This is a genomic window from Nocardia sp. 852002-51101_SCH5132738 (genome assembly GCF_001665695.1).
In the GTDB taxonomy this organism is placed as follows: domain Bacteria; phylum Actinomycetota; class Actinomycetes; order Mycobacteriales; family Mycobacteriaceae; genus Nocardia; species Nocardia nova.
Genome location: NZ_LZML01000145.1, coordinates 155,744 through 175,086, shown reverse-complemented (window position 1 = coordinate 175,086; position 19,343 = coordinate 155,744). Strand labels below are relative to the sequence as shown.

Annotated in this window: 20 protein-coding genes and 2 pseudogenes; 10 read left to right on the top strand and 12 right to left on the bottom strand. The window is 68.6% G+C overall.

The features are described 5' to 3' along the window. Window positions 1-12: 12 nt before the first annotated feature. The 3 genes from A5789_RS21020 to A5789_RS21010 form a co-directional block, all read right to left on the bottom strand. A complete protein-coding gene (locus A5789_RS21020; RefSeq protein ID WP_030515110.1) occupies window positions 13-663 on the bottom strand; it encodes a GNAT family N-acetyltransferase in 651 nt (216 codons plus the stop codon). A gap of 9 nt (window positions 664-672) precedes the next feature. Next, window positions 673-1,926: a gephyrin-like molybdotransferase Glp gene (gene glp, locus A5789_RS21015; protein WP_064927334.1), complete on the bottom strand. Its 1,254-nt coding sequence runs from the start codon at window positions 1,924-1,926 to the stop codon at window positions 673-675. Between the two features lie 68 nt (window positions 1,927-1,994). Beyond that, a complete protein-coding gene (locus A5789_RS21010; protein ID WP_063023706.1) occupies window positions 1,995-2,948 on the bottom strand; it encodes a UTP--glucose-1-phosphate uridylyltransferase in 954 nt (317 codons plus the stop codon). A gap of 292 nt (window positions 2,949-3,240) precedes the next feature. Between A5789_RS21010 and A5789_RS21005 the strand changes: the two genes are divergently transcribed. From A5789_RS21005 to mscL, 4 genes are all read left to right on the top strand, one after another. After that, window positions 3,241-3,936, top strand: a complete 696-nt coding sequence (locus tag A5789_RS21005) for a 5-formyltetrahydrofolate cyclo-ligase (RefSeq protein ID WP_064905817.1) — start codon at window positions 3,241-3,243, stop codon at window positions 3,934-3,936. 120 nt (window positions 3,937-4,056) lie between these two features. After that, window positions 4,057-4,377 carry an FmdB family zinc ribbon protein gene (locus A5789_RS35795; protein ID WP_081879444.1) on the top strand — a complete coding sequence of 107 codons (321 nt, stop codon included), beginning with the start codon at window positions 4,057-4,059 and terminating at the stop codon, window positions 4,375-4,377. Between the two features lie 159 nt (window positions 4,378-4,536). Continuing rightward, a complete protein-coding gene (cpaB, locus tag A5789_RS21000) occupies window positions 4,537-5,271 on the top strand; it encodes a Flp pilus assembly protein CpaB (RefSeq protein WP_064905819.1) in 735 nt (244 codons plus the stop codon). A gap of 144 nt (window positions 5,272-5,415) precedes the next feature. Further along, window positions 5,416-5,823, top strand: a complete 408-nt coding sequence (gene mscL, locus A5789_RS20995) for a large conductance mechanosensitive channel protein MscL (RefSeq protein ID WP_063009130.1) — start codon at window positions 5,416-5,418, stop codon at window positions 5,821-5,823. Between the two features lie 39 nt (window positions 5,824-5,862). On the opposite strand, the gene A5789_RS20990 is transcribed toward mscL, so the two are convergent. The 6 genes and pseudogenes from A5789_RS20990 to A5789_RS20965 all read right to left on the bottom strand — a co-directional run bounded on the left by A5789_RS20990 (window position 5,863) and on the right by A5789_RS20965 (window position 11,389). Next, window positions 5,863-6,549: an MspA family porin gene (locus A5789_RS20990; RefSeq protein ID WP_063009128.1), complete on the bottom strand. Its 687-nt coding sequence runs from the start codon at window positions 6,547-6,549 to the stop codon at window positions 5,863-5,865. Window positions 6,550-6,656: 107 nt separating this feature from the next. Further along, window positions 6,657-6,878, bottom strand: a complete 222-nt coding sequence (locus tag A5789_RS20985; protein WP_030515103.1) for a hypothetical protein — start codon at window positions 6,876-6,878, stop codon at window positions 6,657-6,659. Between the two features lie 7 nt (window positions 6,879-6,885). Next, window positions 6,886-7,380: a molybdenum cofactor biosynthesis protein B gene (locus A5789_RS20980; protein ID WP_081879443.1), complete on the bottom strand. Its 495-nt coding sequence runs from the start codon at window positions 7,378-7,380 to the stop codon at window positions 6,886-6,888. A gap of 98 nt (window positions 7,381-7,478) precedes the next feature. Then, window positions 7,479-9,018 (bottom strand): annotated as a pseudogene (locus tag A5789_RS20975) (trypsin-like peptidase domain-containing protein). Window positions 9,019-9,212: 194 nt separating this feature from the next. Further along, a complete protein-coding gene (locus A5789_RS20970; protein ID WP_082857009.1) occupies window positions 9,213-10,610 on the bottom strand; it encodes a HAMP domain-containing sensor histidine kinase in 1,398 nt (465 codons plus the stop codon). An 89-nt stretch (window positions 10,611-10,699) separates the two neighbouring features. Then, complete coding sequence (locus A5789_RS20965; protein ID WP_030515099.1) at window positions 10,700-11,389, bottom strand: response regulator transcription factor; 690 nt, start codon at window positions 11,387-11,389, stop codon at window positions 10,700-10,702. A gap of 368 nt (window positions 11,390-11,757) precedes the next feature. Here A5789_RS20965 and A5789_RS20960 point away from each other — a divergent pair, with 368 nt between their 5' ends. From A5789_RS20960 to A5789_RS20940, 5 genes are all read left to right on the top strand, one after another. After that, window positions 11,758-14,643, top strand: a complete 2,886-nt coding sequence (locus tag A5789_RS20960) for a sensor histidine kinase (RefSeq protein WP_064905823.1) — start codon at window positions 11,758-11,760, stop codon at window positions 14,641-14,643. Beyond that, complete coding sequence (locus tag A5789_RS20955) at window positions 14,640-15,050, top strand: roadblock/LC7 domain-containing protein (protein WP_174554973.1); 411 nt, start codon at window positions 14,640-14,642, stop codon at window positions 15,048-15,050. The genes A5789_RS20960 and A5789_RS20955 overlap by 4 nt, the downstream gene beginning before the upstream one ends. Before the next feature lie 8 nt (window positions 15,051-15,058). Then, the gene (locus tag A5789_RS20950) at window positions 15,059-15,433 is read left to right on the top strand and encodes a DUF742 domain-containing protein (protein WP_030515096.1); all 375 of its coding nucleotides are present in this window, start codon (window positions 15,059-15,061) and stop codon (window positions 15,431-15,433) included. A 151-nt stretch (window positions 15,434-15,584) separates the two neighbouring features. Then, entirely contained in the window at window positions 15,585-16,208 is a 624-nt protein-coding gene (locus tag A5789_RS20945; RefSeq protein WP_051755848.1) for an ATP/GTP-binding protein, read from the top strand. Window positions 16,209-16,231: 23 nt separating this feature from the next. Then, window positions 16,232-17,059 (top strand): MHYT domain-containing protein, encoded by an 828-nt coding sequence (locus tag A5789_RS20940; RefSeq protein WP_064905827.1) that lies wholly within the window; start codon window positions 16,232-16,234, stop codon window positions 17,057-17,059. A gap of 99 nt (window positions 17,060-17,158) precedes the next feature. Here A5789_RS20940 and A5789_RS20935 read toward each other — a convergent pair whose 3' ends face one another. Then, window positions 17,159-17,668 (bottom strand): hypothetical protein, encoded by a 510-nt coding sequence (locus tag A5789_RS20935; RefSeq protein WP_227462778.1) that lies wholly within the window; start codon window positions 17,666-17,668, stop codon window positions 17,159-17,161. Window positions 17,669-18,199: 531 nt separating this feature from the next. On the opposite strand from A5789_RS20935, the gene A5789_RS20930 reads away from it, so the two are divergent. Then, entirely contained in the window at window positions 18,200-18,616 is a 417-nt protein-coding gene (locus A5789_RS20930) for a hypothetical protein (protein WP_146098712.1), read from the top strand. A 273-nt stretch (window positions 18,617-18,889) separates the two neighbouring features. Here the strand turns inward: A5789_RS20930 and rpmF are convergent, their stop codons facing one another. Next, window positions 18,890-19,063, bottom strand: a complete 174-nt coding sequence (gene rpmF / locus A5789_RS37980) for a 50S ribosomal protein L32 (RefSeq protein WP_063014266.1) — start codon at window positions 19,061-19,063, stop codon at window positions 18,890-18,892. A gap of 35 nt (window positions 19,064-19,098) precedes the next feature. Then, window positions 19,099-19,341, bottom strand: a pseudogene (locus A5789_RS20920) (type B 50S ribosomal protein L31); the annotation flags it as partial. Window positions 19,342-19,343 lie beyond the last annotated feature (2 nt).

Here is a 19,343-nt window from a genome sequence, read left to right as displayed (position 1 = left end):
CGACCGGGCCGCTCACGGCGGCGTGGCACGACCCGAGCGGATGAGGCGATCGACGACCGTGCCGGACACCTCCTCGACGGTCATCGCGACCAGCAGATGGTCGCGCCACGCGCCGTCGACGTCCAGATAGCGCCGCAACGTGCCCTCCTCGCGGAAGCCCACATTGCGCAGTACCGCCTGGCTGGCCAGATTCTCCGGCCGCACCGTCGCCTCCACCCGGTGCAGGCCCACGGGCCCGAAGCAGTGGTCCAGTCCCATCGCCAGCGCGGCGGTGGCGACACCCTGGCCGCCGACGTCCTTGGCGACCCAGTAGCCGATCCAGGCCGAACGCAACGCACCCCGCACGATGTTGCCGATGGTCAGCTGGCCGCCGAAGGATCCGTCCACCTCGATCACCAACGGCACCATCGCCCCCCGGCGCGCCTCGGCCTTCAGGCTCGACCACAGCGACGGCCAGTTGGAGGCGTGATTGCGCGCCTCCCAGCTACCCCGGCCGGTCGGCTCCCACGGCTCCAGATGTTCGCGGTCGCGCAGGCGGATTCGCGACCAGGCCGCCGCGTCCCGCAGCCGGATCGGGCGCAGGGTCACTCGCCCACCCGCGACTCGAACCGGACCGAGATGTGCGGGCCAGCCCGGATGCTGGGCGGCCCGGAATACGTTCATGTCCACAGATCACCCGCGCTGTGCGAGAAATGCGACCTGGACCTCGTCACCGGTGCGAATATCGGTGACCTCCGGGTCGATGACGATCAGGCTGTTGGCCTCGGCCAGGGTCGAGAGCAGATGCGACGAGCCGTTCACCCCCAGCGGCTGCACCAGGTATTCACCGGTCTGCTCGTCGCGCATCAGTTGGGCGCGCAGGTAACCGCGCCGGCCCTCCATCGAGGTGATCGGCATGATCGTGCGGGCCCGCACCACGCGGCGCATCGGATGCCGGCGGCCCAGCGCGATCCGGATCAGCGGCCGCACCATGATCTCGAAAACGACTAGGGCGCCAACGGGATTCGACGGGAGGAGGAAGGTCGGCACCTCGTCGCGGCCGAGCCGGCCGAAGCCCTGTACCGAGCCCGGATGCATGGCCACCCGGTCGATCGTCAGCTCACCCAGCCCCTCCAGGGCCTCGCGGATCTGCTCGGAGGCCCAGCCGCCGACCGCACCCGCGATCACGACGACCTCCGAACGCACGAGCTGTCCCTCGACCACATCGCGCAGGCGCTTGGGATCGGCGCTGACGATGCCGACCCGATTCACGTCGGCGCCGGCGTCGCGGGTGGCGGCGGCGAGCGCGTAGGAGTTCACGTCGTAGACCTGTCCCGGGCCGGGCGTGCGATCGATGTCGACCAGCTCACCACCGATCGAGATCACCGACAGCCGCGGCCGGGGATGCACCAGCACCTTGTCCCGGCCGACCGCCGCCAGCAGGCCGACCTGCGCCGCGCCGATGATGGTGCCCGCCCGGACCGCGATATCGCCGGGTTGCACGTCGTCACCGATGCGCCGCACGTAATCACCGGAGCGAACCGGCTCGTAGATCTTGATCCGGGCCCGGCCACCGTCGGTGAAATCCAGCGGCAGCACGGCGTCGGCGAGGGTCGGCAGCGGCGCGCCGGTATCGATGCGCACCGATTGCCGCGGCTGCAGTCGGATCGGCTGGCGCGAACCGGCCGCGACCTCGCCGACCACCGGCAGCGTCAGCTCGATGGGATCGCCGTCCTCGGTGCGGATGTCGGCGCCGGCGCCCTGCACGTCCACGCTGCGCACGGCATAACCGTCGATGGCGGCCTGATCGAATCCGGGCAGCGGACGCTCGGTGACCACGTCCTCGGCACACAGCAGACCCTGAGCCTCGGAGATCGCGACCCGGACCGGCCGCGGGGCCACGGCCGCCGCGGTCACCTTGATCTGCTGGTCCTCAACCGAGCGCATGCCGCCCTTCCCCTTTACTCCGACTGATCACCCGGTCCCGCGGTGACGGGACCCGGCCGACCCCGTCGTCACGACGAGATCAGCTGCGGGTTCCAATCCGGAGCAAGCCGACGCTGCAACCACTCGCGCAAGGCGGGGCCGTATTCGTCTCGCTCCAAAGCGAAATCGACCGCAGCACGAAGATAACCGCCAGGGTTGCCGAGGTCGTGGCGCGACCCACGGTGGACAACGACATGTACCGGATGTCCCTCCGCGATCAACAGCGATACGGCGTCGGTGAGCTGCAGCTCACCGCCCGCACCCGGCTCGATGCGGCGCAATGCGTCGAAGATCGCGCGATCGAGCAGATACCGGCCCGCGGCGGTGAAGGTCGACGGCGCCTCCTCGAGCGCCGGCTTCTCCACCATGCCGACCACACGCAGCACGTCGGGGTTCGTACTGTCGGTCACCGGCTCCACGTCGAAGACGCCGTAGGCGCTGACCTCCTGCTTCGGGACGTCGATCGCGCACAGCACCGTGCCGCCGCGTTTGCGGCGGACACGGCTCATCACGTCGAGGACGCCGCAGGGCAGCACCAGATCGTCGGGCAGCAGCACCGCGATGGCGTCCTCGTCGGGGTCGAGCGCCTGCTCGGCCTGGGCGACGGCATGGCCCAGCCCGAGGGGCTCGTCCTGCACCACCGAGGTCACATCGAGCAGGCCCGGAGCCTTGCGCACCTTCTCCAGCAGCTGGAACTTCCCGCGCTCGGCGAGCGTGCTCTCCAGCACCAGGTCCTCGACGAAGTGGGCGACGACCCCGTCCTTACCGGGCGAGGTCACGATGACCAGCCGCTCGGCGCCCGATCCGGCGGCCTCGGCGGCCACCAATTCGATACCGGGCGTGTCCACCACCGGCAGCAGCTCTTTCGGCACGGTCTTGGTCGCGGGCAGGAACCGTGTCCCGAGTCCGGCCGCGGGGACCACCGCGGTACGGAAGCAGGAACGCACGGCCTGCGTCGCGTCCGATCCGGCGTCAGCTGTCATAAGTGCACACCCTATCCATCGCTCTTGTCGTCGGACCGGCTCAACACCGGCCCGGCATCTGGGAAGCCTAGGCGGCCGCGGCGGCGCCGTCGCACCGAAACGGTGCGGCAGCAACCCTGCCGAGGTCCGCCGCCGACCCCCGCGACTACCCGTCGGGGAACCGGCCGCAACCATGGTTTCACTGCGTTACCAGCGTGTTCGCGATACCGCGTCGGGTCAGCGATTCCCCGCCGAGGGCACCTGGAAACACGGGAGCGGGCAAACTCACCGTTCGCCCACCTAGGGTGAGCCTGTGGAGATCGCCGGTCAGCGGGACAAGGGGCGGTGGCGAGCGGAATTGCTGGCCGCCCGGGCGGCGGTGCCGCCGGAGGTCAGGGCCGCGGAGGCCGACGCCCTGGCCCGTTCCGTGACGCGGGTACTTGACATCGACCGGTCGCGTATCGATGGGTCCGGTGGCGAGCGGCACCGCCCGGCGGGCGGATCCGGCTCTGGTGCTCCGGGCTCGGCGTGGGTGGCCGGGTATCTCCCGGTCGCGGGTGAACCCGGTTCGGTGGCGATGCTCGACGCGCTGCGGGCCGCGGGGGCCCGGGTGATGGTCCCCGTGACCGGACCGCCCGGACCACTGGACTGGGCGGAGTACACCGGAATCGAAGGGCTGCGGCGCGCCCGCTACGGCCTGCTCGAGCCCGAGGGACCGCCGCTGGGCGTGGTTGCGATCGAGTGGCCGGAGGTGATCGTGATACCCGCGCTCGCCGTCGATCGGCGCGGCGTGCGGCTGGGACGAGGCGCCGGCTACTACGACCGGACACTGCCCGCGGCACGACCGGACGCACGCCTGGTGGCCGTCGTCCGGGACTCGGAACTGCTGGATGTGTTGCCGGAGGAACCCCACGATCGGCGCATGGGCTGGGCTCTGCTGCCGGAGGCCGGGCTGTGCACGCTCGACGCGGACGATCGCCGGATCGACGTCCGCCCGGTGCCACGGTGAGAGCGAGACCACCGCACCGCCGCCCGACCGCACCGGCACCATGGGAATCAATACCGGATTGGCACTGTTGGCACTGTCGGCTGTAGAGTGCTAAAAGACGAAAACCGTGGAGGTTCGCAGGTGCCTACTTACTCGTATCAGTGCACGCAGTGTGGCGACAAGTTCGACATCGTGCAGTCGTTCTCCGATGACGCCCTGACCACCTGCGAAAAGTGCAACGGCAAGCTGCGCAAGCTGTTCAACTCGGTCGGCATCGTCTTCAAGGGCAGCGGCTTCTACCGCACCGACAGCCGCAACGGCTCCTCGTCGGCCAGCGAGCCCGCCGCGAAGTCGAGCGAATCCAAGTCGAGCGATTCGTCCGCCTCGAGCAGCTCGGCCGGCTCGTCGAGCAGCTCGGGTTCCTCGTCGAGCTCCTCGTCGACCAGCACCGCCGTCGCCTGACCCGGCCCGCAATCGGGCGGCCACGGACCGCCCGGTCGGCCACTGTCTTCTGTCCGCGCCGGTCTCCGGTTGTCCACAGCCTCTTCGTTATCCACAGAGAAGTTCTGACCTGCTCTTTTCCGGGATGACCGAGCTGCTGCGGCCCCTACGGTGGCCGGTATGCGGACCTTGCGATTCGATCGTCTACGCCCCCTCGACGCCGATCTCGGCCGTGCTCGCGGCACCGAATTCCTGTCCCGGATACGGCCACCCTGGCTCGACGTGACGCTGATACGGCGCCTGTCGGCCGTCGGACTGGCCGCCGCCGCGGCCGTCGTCGCCCTGCGCGGCGACCCCGCCGGGCATCGCACGCCGGTCGTCGTCGCGGCGCGGGATGTGGCACCCGGACAGGTGTTGTCCCCCGCGGATCTGCGGGGCGCGAACCTGCCACCCGACGCGATACCGGACGGCGCCGTCACCGATCCCGCGAAACTGCTCGGCGCGACCTCCACGGGCGCCGTGCACGCCGGGGAAATACTGACCGATCTCCGGATCGTCGGCCCCCGGCGGGCAGCCGCGGCGACCGGTGTGCCGAATGCCCGGATCGTGCCGATGCGATTGGCGGACAACGCCATTGCCGATATTCTTCGGCCCGGCGACCGGGTGGACGTGGTCGCCGCGGAAGAGACCGGCGGCCACGGCGATCCGGATACGGTTGCGCCACGGGGGCGTTCACCGTCCGCGCACACCCTCGCGTCCGATGCCGCGGTGGTCTTGATCTCCGGCGCCGCCGACGCAGGCTCCCGGACCCGAGCCGCCCCCGACCGAATCGTGCTGCTGGCACTCGATCCGGGCCATGCGACCACCGTCGCGGCCGCCTCGTTGCAGACGGCGCTGACCGTGGTGTTTCACTGATGTTCGCTGTGTTCGCCAAGCATTTGCCGTAACTGTCCGTTAGCATCCCGAGTACCTCATTCGATAGCGGAAAGCGATCGCATCGGATGCCACGACCAGACCGAACGGCGAGGCGGGGGCACGCCGGATGAGACAGGAGCCGCAATGCTGAAGGGTTTCAGGGATTTCCTGCTCCGTGGGAACGTGATCGATCTGGCGGTTGCGGTGGTCATCGGTACCGCGTTCACCGCGGTCGTCACCGCCATCGTGAACGGAATCGTCAATCCCCTCTTGGATTTGTTCGGCGGCGCGAACGAACACGGCTGGGGCTTCTATCTGGATTCCAGTAAGCCGTCCACGTTCATCGCACTCGGCCCGATCGTCACCGCCGTGGTCAACTTCATTCTGATCGCGGCGATCTTGTACTTCATCCTGATCCTGCCGGCGGGCCGCCTGATGAAGCGATTCGGCACCGAGAAGGAAGCGGTGATGACCGAGGTCGCACTGCTCGCCGAGATCCGCGATCTGCTCTCGGAGAGCAGCAAGAGCGCCGGCGGCCGGCACGAGTTCTGAGATCGAATCCGCAGGCCGCCAGGGGTATCCGGCTCGGGCTCAGCCCAGGCTGAACGGCTCGCCCCACAGCGTCACCCATGAGATGACGTTGTCGGTCTCGACCTCGACGCTGACGAATGCGCGCGCCTGCGCGTCACCGCCACATCCGGTCAGGCCGATGGTTTCGTCGGACCAGGCCACCGAACCGCTGTCACCCCGGAACTTGTTGCGGGGCTTGTGCACATCCTGGCCGACGTCGTCCTTCTCCTCGATGTCTAGGACATAGAACGACTTCGCCTGGCCCGGCGCGAGAATCAGGTTGCCGCCGACATTTCCGCCGGCATCCGGCTTGGCGTTCTCGCCGTCGCTCCAATCCATGCTCGCGCCGGGACCGCCGTCGACGCCGACACCGGAGATGTCGACCTGGCAGCCCACGGTGTACCCGGGGTAGATGCTGCCGCCCACGACGGTCGTGTCGCCGGACAGTTCGACATGGGCGTTACCCGAGACCCGGGCAGTGCGGTGCACCGCCGGGACAACGATCGCCGGATCGATGGTCGCGGATTCGCCGTCCAGCCGGACGTGCACCACGGTGCCGTCGGACAGCGTCTTGGACAGGTCGCCGCCGGGCAGCGGGACGAAGGTGCCGGCGTTGGCGGCGCCGGTGGAGAACAGGCCGAGCGCGGCGGTCGCCACGGCACCGATGCCGGCGATGCGCGCACCCCAGACCCGACCGTTCGTATTCATATTTCTCTCATCAGCTTCTTGCGGTCGGCCGCGATGAACGTCGAGATTCACAGCTGCCGACAGGGGACGGTGACATGCCTCGGCATCCGAGACACCGCAAAGTCCGATTATCCGTGATGTGGCGGGACCTGCGCGCGCAGCCAGTCGTCCCCGGAGCGGGGCAACTCACCGTCGGGGGCGCGCTCGTCGCTGCTGGTGCGCGGCAGCGCCTCGCCGAAGATCCGCGCCAGGCGCGCGGACTCGGCGGCCGAACGGGTGCGCCCCTTCGCCGGGCGTTCCGCCGATTGCGAATCGTCCGGGCGCTGCGCCCCCGCCGGCCGGTCGGTCATACCGCGATTATTCCGCCAATCCGGACAGTTCGTCGACGACCCGGCTCACGAGCGGACCGAGCGTGGCCATGCCGTCGCGAACGGCGTCGCGCGTGCCGGGCAGGTTGACGACCAGGGTGCTGCCCGAGACGCCGGCCAGACCACGGGACAGACCGGCGTCGAGCGAACCGGCCGCGAGTCCGGAGGCGCGCAGGGCCTCGCTGATTCCGGGCAGTTCGCGATCGAGCACCTCCAGGGTCGCCTCCGGGGTGACATCCCGCGGCGACATACCGGTGCCGCCCACGGAGATCACCAGGTCGACCCCGCCGATGACGGCGGTGTTGAGGGCATTGCGAATCTCGATCTCGTCACCGGCCACCGACACCGTGGCATCCACGAGGAAGCCGAATTCGGTGAGCAATTCGGTCACCAGCGGGCCCAGCGAGTCCACCCCGCCGTGCGCGGTTCGATCGTCGACGACCACAACAAGTGCCCGGCCCGCCACGGGAGCATCGATTTCCATATTGCTCACCGTAGCGTCCGTGGGCGACAACCACTCCGGTCCCCCGGGCTCGTCGGCGTCGGGTGTCGGGAGCACTGTCAAAGGACGCGGTTCACGGATCATCGGCCACCCTCCGCCGGTGCGGCGCCGAGGGTCACCTCGACGGTTTTCGGATTCTGTCCCTGTGGATCGGTGTAGGTGACCTTTACCTTGTCACCTGGTTGGTGCGACCGCACGGCGGCGATCAGCGAATTGCCCGAGTCGATGACCTGATCGTCGACGCGGGTGACGATCGCGCCCGACGGGATGCCCGCCTTGGCGGCCGGACCGTCGGGTGTCACGTCCAAGACCCGGGCGCCGTTGACGTCGTCCTGCGCGCGCACCGAGATCCCGATTTGAGCATAGGTGGCGTGACCGGACTTGGTCAGTTCGTCGGCCACGCGACGGGCCTGATCGACCGGAATCGCGAAGCCCAGGCCGATCGATCCGCTCTGCGAACCGGGCATCTCGGAGGCGCCGAGCGTGGCGATCGCGGTGTTGATGCCGATCAGCTTGCCGTTCGTATCGACCAGCGCGCCACCGGAATTGCCGGGGTTGATCGCGGCGTCGGTCTGGATCGCGGAGATGACCGTGCTGTGAGCCGGCCTCACCACTGGTCGACACCGGGCGGCTGAGCGCCGACACGATCCCGGTGGTGACGGTTCCGGCCAGGCCCAGCGGCGAGCCGACCGCCACCACGGGCTGGCCGACCATGAGGTTGCGCGAGGTGCCCAGTTCGATCGGCGTCAGGTTGGTCTTACCTGCCGCCTTGATGACGGCCAGATCCGACACCGGGTCGACACCGACGACCGAAGCATTGGCGGTACTGCCGTCCTGGAAGGCGACCTCCATCTTCGCGTTGGGACCGGCACCGCTGGCGACATGGTTGTTGGTGAGGATCAGCCCGTCCGAGGACAGCACCACACCCGAGCCCTCGCCCTCCGCGCGGGCGCCCGCGACGCGGATCATCACCACGCTGGGGAGGACCTTCTGCGCGACCGCGGGGACGGATCCGGGCGGCGCGCTCGCCGAGGCCGGATCGACCGGAGCGGGCGCGTTCAGGGCATTGTTGACCGGCGCGTTGTTGTCAGAGCGCGTGGCGAGGCTGCCGACCGCACCGCCGATACCACCCGCGACGAGCGCCAGCACGACGGCGCCGGCGAGCAGCCCCGCCCGGCCGCGGCGGCGAGGTGTCCCGGCGTGGACACCGCTGGGATCGACGCCGGGTGGATACGGTTCGCCCGCGCGATGTTCGCCGGTGGCGGCGTAGGGCGTACCGGAGGGGTACGAGCCGGGCTGCTGATAGCCCTGACCCGAGGCGTGGCCCGGCGCGGCGTACGGGTTGTACGGCGGCATCGGCGCGGTGTGCGCGGGCTGTTCCTGCGGTCCCCCACTCGGACCCGCCGGTCCCGGCGACTGCGCACCGGCTTCGGCACCACCGGCCTGCGACGACGGCCCTGCCCATTGCGACGGTTGTCCCCACCCGCGCGACGCGTTTCCGGCATCGCCCTCCGGCGAAGCGGGCTGCGCCCCACTCGACGGCGACGTCGGCTCGGGCCCTCCCGACTGGGGAGTCGAACCGGTCGGCTCGTCGCGCCTGTCCCTCGAATCCTCGGTCATATTTCTCGTTTCTCCTCGAGTCTGTCGCCCAGCCTGGTGACAGCGACTGAGAGCGGACTGAGACCGTGCTTTCAGTTCTCCGTGACTCCCTGCCGTATCCGGCCGCCGCAGCCGGGTTTCCGCGGGACGGTACGCATGCGTGCCAGTTTATGGGGCCGCCCCACGCGCGCCCATCGATTCCGGATCGCCGCTGATCACTCCCGGCGGTCGGCGGCGGTCGGCGGTTCGCCGGGAAGGACGATGCGCACCAGCGTGCCACCGCGTTCGGAGGTGTCCACGGTGATCGTGCCGCCGTGCTTGGACACCACCTGCTTCACGATGGCCAGCCCCAGTCCGGATCCGGGCATCGATCGCGACGCCGTGGTGCGGTAGAAGCGTTCGAAGACCAGTTCCCGTTCCTCCGGCGGAATGCCCGGCCCGGCATCGTCGATCGCGATTTCCATGAGCCCCGGCCCGGTTTCGCGCATGGTCAGGACGACCTGCGCCTCCGGCGGACTCCACTTCGCCGCGTTGTCGAGCACGTTGAGGATGGCCCGCTCGAGTCCGGCGTCGTGGCCGTAGACGAACCACGGCCGCAGCTGCGCCGAGAATTCGACGTCCACGCGCCGCCGCCGCACCCGTTCCAGCGCGCGCTCGGCGACTTCGCCGAGATCGACCCGCTCGTAGACGGTTTCGGGCGCGTCCTCGCGAGCCAGGTCCACCAGGTCACCGACCAGCGTAGACAACTCCTCGATCTGGGCGATCACATCCGCGCGCAGCCCGGCCATATCCTCCTCGGGAATCGGCGGTGCGTCCGGGCGCGAGGAGGCGATGAGCAGTTCCATATTGGTGCGCAGCGAGGTCAGCGGCGTACGCAATTCGTGTCCGGCGTCGGCGACCAGCCGCCGTTGCCGGTCGCGAGATTCGGCGAGCGCCCGCAACATCAGATTGAAACTCTCGGTGAGCCGCGCCAGTTCGTCGTCACCGGTGACCGGAATCGGCGCCAGATCGTCGGTGCGCGCGACGCGTTCGGTGGCCGCGGTCAATCGGGCGATGGGCCGCAGCCCCGTCCGCCCGACCGTCGCGCCGGCGGCCCCGGCGACCAGCACGCCGCAACCGCCGATCGTGAACAGCAGCCACGCGAGCCGGTCGAGCACTTCACGGGTGGGTTCCAGCGACCGCGAAATAACCAGTGTCGCACCGGATTTCGTGCGCCGGGCGAGTACGCGCTGATTGTTCGCGGTCCGCAGCGAGACATCGGCCTTTCCGTGCGCCACCGCCATCTCGGCCGGGCCGATCGGCGGATCCATCGGTTGCGGCGGGGCATAGGGCACATCGACGTCGGGATAGATCAGCGCGATGCCGATATCGTTGGAGTACAGGCTGCTGAACATGATGATCGCCTGGAAGCCCTGCAGGTCGATGTTGTTCTTGACCATCACCTCCGAGCGGCTGCGCAACTGACTGTCCACATCGGCGTACAGGGCGCGGGCGACCAGTGCGTAGGCGGCGATCGAGGTCACCGCGACGGCGATCGCCACCACCGAGGCGGCCAGCAGGGTCACCCGCCAGCGCAGCGACACCGAGCGGGTCAGCGGCATCGGCGGGCGCATCTCGTGCGGATCGGGGCGCGGCCCCAGCCGAGCCACACGATCGGGGCGGCCGCCGTGCCCAGGATGAGCTCTTGCCACGACGACCCGGCCTACGGAGGAGTCTCGCGCAGCACGTAACCCACCCCGCGCACGGTGTGGATCAATCGCGGCTCCCCCTCGGCCTCGGTTTTGCGGCGCAGATAGCCGATATAGACCTCGAGCGCATTACCGGAGGTCGGAAAGTCGTAGCCCCAGACCTCTTCCAGAATGCGGCTGCGCGTCAGCACCCGGCGCGGATTCGCCATCAGCATTTCCAGCAGCGAGAATTCGGTGCGGGTCAGGCTGATGGCGCGCTCCCCGCGCGATACCTCGCGCGTCACCGGGTCCAGGGACAGATCCGCGAAACGCATCGTCTCCGAGGAATCGGTGGCCGCGTCGGGGGCGGTGCGGCGCAACAGCGCGCGCAAACGCGCCAGCAATTCCTCCAGCGCGAACGGTTTGGGCAGATAGTCGTCGGCGCCGGCGTCGAGGCCGGCCACTCGCTCCGATACCGAATCCCGGGCGGTCAGCACGAGAATCGGCAGATCGTCACCGGTGCTGCGCAGGCGGCGGCATACCTCCAGGCCGTCCAGCCGCGGCATCATCACATCGAGCACCAATGCATCGGGCCGGGACGCGCTGACCTTCTCCAAGGCGTCGACGCCGTCGACCGCCAGCTCGACGGAATATCCATTGAAGGTGAGCGACCGGCGCAGCGACTCGCGCACCGCGCGATCATCGTCGACTACCAGAATGCGCATGGCCTCCAGTTTGACCGGATCGACTGAGAGCCGACTGAGAACCGACCATTCGACACGCCGCGCATCCACAACAGGTGACCTGCGGAATCATCGAAAATAGTTCCGAGAAGTATCTGTTGCACACGAAAGTTGTTGCGCCGAGCCGTTTTAGACCGTTGTCGCCGGACCCCTCCAAATTGCCGCGAACGTGTTCTCGCGGTATGTTGCCTGCGGTAAAAGTAAACCTCTAGTTGGTTCTCAACCCGTTGGACCCGAACGGCCAGACGCGGGCGGCGGCCGGAACCCGGGGCACGTGCGCGAGCGGAGGCGACGGAAGCGGGATGGGCACTGCACCGCGGCCATGGCAGAGGAGTCTGTCCAATCTGTCCGTGACTAGCAAGGTCGGCATCGTGCTACTGCTGCCGGTCGTGCTGGCATCGGCATTCGCCGTTCTTCGAATCAAGGACGAACTCGGCACCATCTCACAGCTGAACACGGCCAGTGAGCAGGCGCGGATCATTCGGCCGACCCTCGACTTCGGTTCGGCGGCCAACAATCTCGCCGTGACCCTCGGCAACGGCGAACACGTTCCGCAGTCGGCGCTGGACCAGGCCGCGGCCCGGTTCGACCAGGCCGCGGCGGATCTGCAGACGGCGCTGCAGAATTCGGCGACCGACAAGCGGGTCGCCACCGAACTCACCGAGGCGCTGGCGGCCGGGCGCACGTTGCGCAACAGCCTGCACGGCGGCGCGCCGCAGGAGGTCGTCAAACAGGCGAGCGAGGTGAACGGCCACGTCAGCAACGCCGTCTCGTCCCTGGCGACGCCGAAGGAGACGACCCTCGAGCGCTATTACGTGCAGATGGGTGTCATCGCCATCGCCCGCCAGATGTTCACGCAGCAGCAGCTGGCCCTCGAGAGCGGTGAGATCGGCAACAACCCGGCCGTGCTGGCCCAGGTCCTGACCGCCACCGGCGCCGAACTCACCATGATCAACCAGTACGCGGTCGTGCAGCCGGAATCGGCGCTGAAGCCGGATGTGCTGCTGGGCGCGCTGCAGACGCGTATCGCGGCGATGAGTCAGAACGCGGTCGAGCCGATCAACGTGCCCGGTGTCGTGCAGTCGATGCAGACCAGTACCGACACCTACAACGAGGCCACCAACCATCTGGTCGACCTGATCGACTCCGGACTGTCGGACCGCTCGGTCGACGCGCGCGGCACGGTCCTGCGCGATGTGGCGCTGGTGGTCGTGACCCTGCTGGCCGGTCTGGCCCTGGCGCTGGCGGTCGCCCGCTCGCTGGTCGTCCCGATTCGCCGCCTGCGCCGCGATTCGCTGCAGGTCGCGCATACCGACCTGCCCGCCGAGCTCGCGGTCGTGCGCGGCGGCGGCGCGACTCCGGAGATCGTCCCGGTCGACGTGCAGACCACCGAGGAGATCGGTCAGCTGGCCCGAGCGGTCGACGACATGCACCGCCAGGCGCTGTTCCTCGCCGCCGAACAGGCCCGCCTGCGCCTGCAGATCAGCAACATGTTCGAAACGCTCTCGCGGCGTAGCCAATCGCTGGTCGAACAGCAGCTGTCGCTGATCGAGGATCTGGAACGCGACGAGGACGACTCCGATCGGCTGCAGAGCCTGTTCCGCCTCGACCACCTCGCCACCCGTATGCGCCGAAACGGCGACAACCTGCTGGTGCTCGCCGGTACCGCGTTGCGCCGCGGCCATCTGCCGCCGGTACCGCTGTCGGACATGCTGTGGAGTGCGGTCTCCCAGGTCGAGGACTATCAGCGCGTCGAAATCGGTTCGGTGCCCGACGGTATCGTCGCCGGTGAGCCCGCCGTCGACATCGAGCATCTGCTGGCCGAGCTGATCGACAACTCGCTGCGCTACTCGCCGCCGAACACGCCGGTGGCGGTCTCGGTGTCGCGCGCGGTGGACGGCGGATATCTGATCGAGATCACCGACCGCGGCCTCGGCATGTCCGCCGAGGATATGCGCGCGATCAACGAGCGCCTGGCCTCCGGTGGTGAGGTCACCATCGAAACCGCGCGCCGCATGGGTCTTTTCGTGGTCGGACGGCTGGCGGCACGGCACACCATCACGGTCGGCCTGCGCCGCACCTCCACGATGGCACAGCAGCCGGGCATCACGGCCAGCGTGCATCTACCGGGTGCGCTGGTCTCGCCCGCGGAGGCCGTGGTCCCACCGGCCATCTCGACCTTCACCACGCCGATCGCGGACTTCCCCTCCCCGGTCACCGAGTTCCCCGCTCCGGGCCGCACTCTCACCGCGGTGCCGAATCCGCCGGAGCGGTTCGGGGACAGTTCGGAGCCGGCCCGATTCACCAGCGCCGGACTGCCGCAGCGACGCCCGGCCGGTCAGTCGGACTCCGAAACCGCGGCCCCGGTCACCCGGCTCACCCCGCTGCCCGATGTCGCGGAGACCGACAACCGAGCGGCGGAACCCGTCGACGACGGCGTACTGCGCGGTGCCGAGACCGGACGTGAGGACGTTTTCCACGACGACCGCGCCGAGGAGCCTCCCCGCGACGAGCGCGCCGAGGCCGAGGAGCCCGAAACCGCGGGCCGCGGCGAAAGTTTCGCTCCGGCCTCCGATCCGTGGAACCCGGTGACCGACCGCGACCTGGAACAGATCGCGCCGCCCCGGCGTCCCGCCCCGGCCGATCCGCGGCCGCAGCCGCGGCCGCAGCCGCAGCCCATCGATATCTGGGCCGAAACGGCGATCATGGCCCCGGCGCAGCGCGCTCCGGACCGCGAACCGGCGCCGCTGTCCCGCCACGGCGCGACCCTCGCGCCACCCCGGCCCGACGCCTACCAGCACGATGCCCACCAGCAGGATGCTCAGGCGCCGGCCAAACCGGAATCCCCCACGCCGATCTATCAGCGCATGGTGTCGGAATGGCTGGTCGAACCGTCCTCGAACGCGCCGACCGGCGCCTGGTCGTCTCCCGCCGACGAGGGCTGGGCGGCGGCAGCGGACGCCAGCAGCCCGACCGCGACCACCCGTACCTCGGGTGGCCTGCCCATCCGCCGGCCCGGTGCGCAGCTGGTGCCCGGCGGACTGACGCAGGAGGATGTCGTCGAGGCTCGGGATCCGGAGGAAATCCGCAACAACTTGTCCAGGCATTTGAGCGGCGTCCGCAGCGGCCGCGTCAGCGTCCGAGACAACACGGCCCAGTACGACCCGGCCGATACGGCCGGCTACGACCCGGCCGGGCGGAACAACGCTCAGCAGAACGACGGAGGCTTTGCATGACCGACACTGCGCAGAACACCACAGACGAGAATATGAACTGGCTCGTCACCCGCTTCACCAGAGAGGTGCCTGGAGTCTCGCACGCGGTGCTCGTGTCGGCCGACGGCCTGCTCCAGGCGACCAGCCCGCATCTCCCGTCCGATCGCGCCGAACAGCTCTCCGCGGTGACCGCCGGTCTGGCGAGTCTGTCGGCGGGGGCGGCGCAATTGTTCAACGGCGGCAAGGTGATGCAGTCGATCGTCGACATGCAGCGCGGCTACCTGCTGGTGATGAGCGTCGGCAACGGCTCGCACCTGGCGGTGCTGGCCAACAAGCAGCACGACATCGGCCGCATCGGTTACGAGATGGCCCTGCTCGTCGATCGAGTCGGATCGGTCGTGCAAGCCACGGCCCGTTCGGCGGTCTGACGATTGCGATGTCCAGCTCGTTCGGAGCCGGGTCCGGCCGGCCAACCACACGCGTCCGTCCTTATGCGCTGACCGCTGGGCGCACCGAGCCCGCGGTCGAACTGCCCCTCGAGGCTGTCGTGGAAACACTGCCCTACGCCAATCAATTCGATTGGCCCGCAGGCGATATTCGAACAGATATTCTGCGTCTGGGCGCGGGTCGGCTCTCGGTCGCCGAAATCGCCGCCCATCTGCAACGTCCCCTGGGCATGATCCGGGTGGTGATCGGCGACCTCGTGGTGGCCGGAACCCTCCGGGTGCACACCACGCTCAGCGAGGACGCCAGTTTCGACGAGCGGCGATCCCTGATGGAGAGGACCCTGCGTGGACTCCGTGCCCTTTGACACCACGGCACCGCCCCAGAACGCCGCGGCGCCCTCGACTGCAGAGCGTTATCCGCCGCTACCGCAGACGAATTCTTCGCAGATCGCTCAGCCCGGAGCCAATTCCCCCGGCTCACACCCACAACCGCCGCTTCCATACCAGAATCCCCCCATGCACTTTCAGAACTCGACGGCTCCGACGCCGCCCCACCCGGAGCTCGACAGCCGCACCGCCTCGACCAAGATCGTGGTCGCGGGCGGGTTCGGCGCCGGGAAGACCACCTTCGTCGGTGCGGTCTCGGAGATCGTGCCGCTGCGCACCGAGGCCATGGTGACCGGCGTATCCGACGGTATCGACGACCTGTCCGCCACCCCGGGCAAGGAAACCACCACGGTGGCCATGGATTTCGGCCGCATCATCCTGCCCGGCAATCTGACGCTGTACCTGTTCGGCACGCCCGGACAGCGCCGATTCTGGTTCATGTGGGACGACCTGATCCGCGGTGCGATCGGCGCCGTCGTGCTGGTCGACACGCGCCGGATCGAGGACAGCTTCGCCGCGGTCGACTTCTTCGAGGCGCGCGGGCTCCCGTTCCTGGTGGCCGTCAACAGATTTCCGAGCGCACCGCGTTTCCCGGTCGCCGAACTGCGTGAGGCGCTGTCGATCCGCGAGGGTGTGCCGGTGGTCGACATCGACGCCCGTGACGCCGGGGAGGTGCGGCGGGCGCTCGCCGCGGTCACCGAATACGCGATTCAGCGGTTGACCGCCACCCACGCGACGGTGGGACAGAGCTGAGCGGTGCGAGCGGAGGGGAAGCGATGAACTACTTCACCATGGGGTACTGGGTGCTGGGCCTGGCACTCGGGGTTTCCGCGGCCGGCGCGGTCGTAGGACTGGCGTGTGTTCGCCAGTCGACGCTCTCGGTCACCGCGCGGTTCCGGATGGTGTGGCTCACCGCGGCGGCAGTGTCCATCGGCGGCGTCGGCACCTGGCTGGCGGTCTACGTCACCATGCTCGGCATCGGGGTGTCGACCGGTGAGATCCGTTACGACATCGCCCGGATGGTCGTAGCGACGGTCGTCGCGGTGGCGGGGGTCCTGGCGGGACTGGTGATCACGGGCAAGGTGAGCACGATCGTGCGGGTGATCACCGGCGGCGTGGTGATGGGCCTCGGCATCGGGATCATGCATCTGCTCGCCATGGGCGCGATCCGAGTGCAGGGATCGGTCGATGTGAACATCTGGATGTCGCTGGCGGCGGGAGCGCTGGCCATCGTGGCCTCGATCGGTTTGCTCTGGGCCACCACGCGTTTCGCCGCGATGCTGCCCCTGGCCGGTGCGGCCGTGCTGTACGCGGTGGCGGTCACCGCTGTGCACTACCTCGGTCAGGCCGGGGTGCACGTCCATCTCGACACCGCGGTCGGCCAGCCCGGCGGCGACGATCTGTTCACCCTCTTCGTCCCGGTCTTCGTGGTGGGCACGCTGTCGCTCGCGGTACCGATCACCGCGGTCCTGGTCGCACCCGACCGCACCGGCACCACCCGCTCGCGGCAACTGGCTCAGGCGGCGAATTCCACTGCCGGGCAGACCGCGTCGCCGGCCGCCAAGGCGCGGCCCGCGGGACGGACGCCGCAACCGGTGGGCTGAACCCCTCCGCGCCGGCCGGCCGGACGGGGCCGAGCCGCACACAGACGAGAATCGGGGCGGGCCGTAGGGCCCGCCCCGATTGCGTTGCGCTGTCCGAGATTACGATTCGGCGGGCGCGTTGATCCGGTTGAAGTACTCGATCGCGACCAGCACGCCGGAGATACCGCCGACGCCGACCAGACCGGCCGCGGCACCCAGCGGGGCGCCCAGGGCGGCACCGGTCAGGCAGCCGCCGATCCAGCCCGGAACGACCAGGAACGGGGTGCCGAGGACAGCGCCGAGCACGCAGCCGCCGGCCAGGCCGATCGCGGTGCCGACGAGGGTGCCGATGCTGGTGGCGATACCGAGCTCGTTGATCGCGCTCTGGTTGGCCGCGTCGAGATCCGAACGGCTGGCCACGTCGTGCAGCATCTGCGCCGGGTGGGCGGCAGCGCGGTCGGTGCTCGGGACCAGCGTGGCCTGATTGCCGTCGATCTGCGCGGCGATCGGGTACTCCAGACCGTCGTGCTGATAGCTCAGCGGAAATCCGGCTACTACCTTGCCCTGGTTGTCGCGAACCTGGAACTCGTTGCCTTCGGTCGTCAGCGATCCGGCGTCGGTCTTCACCACGACGGATTTGTCGACAACGTTTGCCGTGTAATGAATATCGGGGTTGGCGGCCGGAGCGGGGGCTGCGAATGCGGTGCCTGTGGAGATCCCAAGAGCAGCGATGACCAGAGCCGATGTTGCGGCGAACTTCCTGAGCTTCATTCCCTCATACACTTTCTTCAGCAGTTTGCGGCGCCGATACCCTGGCGCCTGAGCTCGAAATCGAAACCCTTAGACAGGCTGTCGTGACCCCATTACGAACACGTAACAAAGGCCGTTAATAAGCCGCCAAGAAGATGCCAGGAATGTTAAGAAGCTGAAAATTCGGACATTTTCGGGCCGATGAGCACCAGTTGGCAAATGTGCAGCCGCCCGCGAACCGGCCTCTTCCACTTCCGAATCACGGTGGCGTCCACACCCCTCACGGCCACGCCGGAACCGTCGCCCCACGGCATGGGCGCCCCGGTCTCGATGCACGGGAGGGGCTCCGCGAATTACAGTGTGGAGCAGGCAATTCGGCCCGCCGCGGAAGCGATGAGAGAGGTACCGGATGTGACTCCGGAGCAGGAAGCGATGTTGCGCGATGTACAGGTTCAGCTGCGTGGCCCCGGTTTGGCGGGCTGGCCCCAGCTGGGCGACGACGATGGCACGGACGGCGGCGCCATTTCGGAGCGGACGGTCGTCGAGGCGCTGGGTGCCGCGCTACGGCAGATCGGCGAGCTGCGCACCGAGATCGCCGACCTGGAGACGACTGTGCTGGAACTGACCGGACAGACGCCGCCGCCGGCCGAATTGCCGTGGCCGCTGTCGCTGGTGGCCGCCCTGCTGGAGAATCCGGCGGCGGTAATCGGCGAGCAGATCGCGCGCTGGGAGTCACTGCTCGACGCGCTGCGACCGAGGCCGGACGAGGCTCCACAGCCCGGGCAACGAGCCCTGGAAGCGCCGCCCTCTTCCGAACGACAGGGGTGAAAGGCCCCGAAAGTGGCGATGAGCGGGTTCTCCTGTCACCAGGAGAACCCGCCCTCAGCCACGAGGGTACCGGCATCGGCCTCGGAAGGCAGCGTTTCCACCGGACTTTTTCCGACGCCAAAAACCAACCAGCAGTTGCCGATTCACGTTCCAGCTACCACATCGCAAGCCCAGCGGCGGCGATATCCCAGCTGACTCCGGTTTGTTCGATAACCAAGTGATCGCTCGATTCAGGCAAATGATACAAACCATCGACTGATCGAAACGTGTGTCCTACAGCCGCTTCGGGTCGACCAGCCCACGCCGGACGGCCGCGACCAACCGGCGCGGGACCTTGTGGACGACACCCCCGACACTCACCGGCACCAGGTCGGGAGCAGTCGCCTTCCAATTCGAACGCCGGCTGTGGGTATTGGCGCGCGACAGGCGTCGCTTCGGGACCGCCATATCAGTTCTCCCCGCGCACCGAGTCGGGACGCGGTGCGCCTGCCGTATTTGCGTTCGAATTTCTCCACCCGGCCCTGGGTGTCGAGGACGCGGTGCGCGCCGGTCCAGAACGGGTGGGAATCCGCGGTGACATCGACGGTGATCAGCGGATAGCTGTTGCCGTCGGACCATTCGACGGTGCGGACGCTCGTCGCCGTCGAACGAGTGAGGAAGCGTGTGCCGGTGCTCACATCCTCGAAGACCACCGGGTGGTACTCCGGATGAATCCCTGATTTCATCG